Source organism: Sulfurimonas sp., assembly GCF_028694895.1.
Lineage (GTDB): Bacteria > Campylobacterota > Campylobacteria > Campylobacterales > Sulfurimonadaceae > Sulfurimonas.
Genome location: NZ_JAQVKA010000158.1, coordinates 1 through 2,555, shown reverse-complemented (window position 1 = coordinate 2,555; position 2,555 = coordinate 1). Strand labels below are relative to the sequence as shown.

Sequence of the window (2,555 nt, the reverse complement as noted above, 5' to 3'; positions counted from 1 at the left end):
AAATAACATTGCTATAAAGCTCTCTCGTGGAAAGTTTATCATGAGACTCGATGCAGATGACTATCTCAATGAAAATGCACTAACAGTCCTTTCTCAAAAAATATTGTCGGATGAATCTTTAGCTTTGGTATTTCCCGATTATTATCTAGTTGATACATATGGTAAAATTATTGCTGAGGAAAAAAGACACAATTTTGAAAATGTAACAATGTTTGATCAGCCAGCTCATGGTGCTTGTACAATGATACGAAAAGAGATTTTAGTAGAGCTTGGTGGATACTCTGAAGAGTTTACACGACAAGATGGCTATGAGCTTTGGGTGAAAATCATAAAAAATAAAAAAGTTGCCAATATAGATTTGCCTCTTTTTTACTACAGACAGCATGGTAATAGTCTTACAAAAAATAAAGAAAAACTTTATGAAACAAGACATGAAATAGTCAAAAAACATTCACTAGAATATGATATAACTACAAAAAACCATATAGCTATTATCCCTATAAGAGATGATTCTAGCACTCCACTTTGTCTTAAGAAATTTGCTGAGTCAACACTGCTTGATATTGCTATTTCTAGTATAAAAAGTACGGAAAATATAAAGCAAATAATTGTCACAACACCAAATGAAATTATTACAAACTATATAAAAAAGAATTATCAAGATGTTGTAGCAGATCTAAGACCGATGGAGCTAGCAAGACTAAACACTCACATAGACGATACCGTAAAGTATGTGATAAAAAAATATAGTTTGAATGCTGACACTATTAGTGTGATAAACTATGAGTATCCTCTTAGAAAGAGTTTTTATATCGACAAGGCTATCAATACACTATATCTTTTTGAAGCAGATAGTGTTCTTTCAGTATCTCAAGAAAATGCAAATTTTTATCTTCATCAAGGGAATGGACTTCAACCATTCAATACAAATAGTGATCTAAGACTAGAAAGAGACTTTATATATAAAGAGACAGGAGGAATTCATACAGTTAAAGGTGCTTTTTTTGAACAAAATAGTAAAATAGTGTCCCAAAAAAGTACACATATAACTATAGATGAAAAGAGTTCTAAAACCATCAAATCTGAAGAAGATTTTGAGTATTTGGAATATTTGTATAAAAAGAGTAAAAATGAATCACTTTAAAAGTAAAAATGATATTTATCTTATAGCAGAAATTGGTGGAAATCATGAAGGTGATTTTGAGTATGCAAAAAAGCTTACAAAATTAGCTGCCCAGTCTGGAGCAGATGCTGTTAAATTTCAGATTTATACTGGAGATAGTCTTGTAAACCCAAAATATGACCCAGATAGAAATAAACACTTCAAAAAGTTTCAACTTACACAAGAGCAATATGTGGAATTAGCTGAGTTATGCCAAGAGCTAGATATTACATTTATGGCTTCTGTTTGGGATGTAGATGCTTTCGGGTATATAGATAAGTATATGCCTATTTATAAAGTAGGCTCTGGAGATATGACCGCTTATAATCTTATAAAGAAAATGGTACATACTGGTAAGCCAATTATACTTTCATCTGGTCTTGCAACTTTTGAAGAGGTAAAAAATGTAGTCTCTTTTATAGAGTCTATAGATAGCTCATATATCGCTGAAAAAAAGCTAGCTCTTCTTCAATGTACTTCAATGTACCCTATCCCTTTTGAAGATGCAAATCTAAATGTAATGATGACATACAAAGAAAACTTTGATATACCTATAGGATATTCTGATCATACAACTGATATGGATGCTATAGAAATAGCTGTAGCTATGGGAGCGGAGATTATCGAAGTACATTTTACAGATAGTAGAGAAGGCAAAGAGTTTCGTGATCATAAAGTATCTGCTACAAAAGATGAGATACAGGCACTTATAAAAAAGATAAAAAAGATAAAAACACTTCAAGGTAGTTTTGAGAAGAAACCTACCAAATCAGAGATTGAAAGTGGTCATACTAACTCTTTTAGAAGAGGTATTTATGCGAAACGAGAATTACAAGCTGGGGAAACAATACAAGAAGAAGATTTAATAACACTTAGACCTTTGGTTGGTATTGGGGCTGATAAGTTTTATGATATGGTTGGGAAAAAAATTAGTGATAATATAGAGGCTTTAGAGAGTCTTAAAAGTAAGTTTGAGATATAAATTTATGAGAAAAGTGTAATGATTAATGTATTGAGAAAAATTAAACAAAAGTTTTTTCCTAAAAAGCTTCCAGCTTATGTGAAATTGGGAAATAATGCCTATGTTAATCCTTATTCTCAAATAGGTTGTTCTACTGAAGTTGGGGAGTGGACTACTATTGCATCACCTATAATAATAAAGGGCGGAAAAGAAGTTCAAATCGGTAAATATTGTGCATTTGGTTGGGGAGTAAGACTTCAAACAAGTACACACGATATGAACTTTGCAAATATGAATAATAAATTTCAAAAATATTTAGGTTTTAAATCTGTTATAAAAGAAGTTGAGAAAGGTATTTCTATAGGAAATAATGTTTGGATTGCTGATGATGTGATAATTTTACCTGGTGTTACTGTTGGAGATGGTGCAGTG

At 31.4% G+C, this 2,555-nt stretch carries 1 protein-coding gene and 2 pseudogenes; all 3 read left to right on the top strand.

Features of this window, described 5'->3' with window-relative positions; all coding sequences use genetic code 11:
• Positions 1 to 1,144: pseudogene (locus PHI38_RS10250) on the top strand (hypothetical protein); the annotation flags it as partial.
• Positions 1,131 to 2,144 (top strand): N-acetylneuraminate synthase family protein, encoded by a 1,014-nt coding sequence (locus PHI38_RS10245; protein WP_299855790.1) that lies wholly within the window; start codon positions 1,131 to 1,133, stop codon positions 2,142 to 2,144. The pseudogene PHI38_RS10250 and the gene PHI38_RS10245, both read left to right, overlap by 14 nt.
• Positions 2,145 to 2,162: 18 nt before the next feature.
• Positions 2,163 to 2,555: pseudogene (locus PHI38_RS10240) on the top strand (hypothetical protein); the annotation flags it as partial.

Bases quoted from the DNA above. Each gene is read 5' to 3' on its own strand.
- PHI38_RS10245 (WP_299855790.1), top strand. From the start codon at position 1,131: ATGAATCACTTTAAAAGTAAAAATGATATTTATCTTATAGCAGAAATT.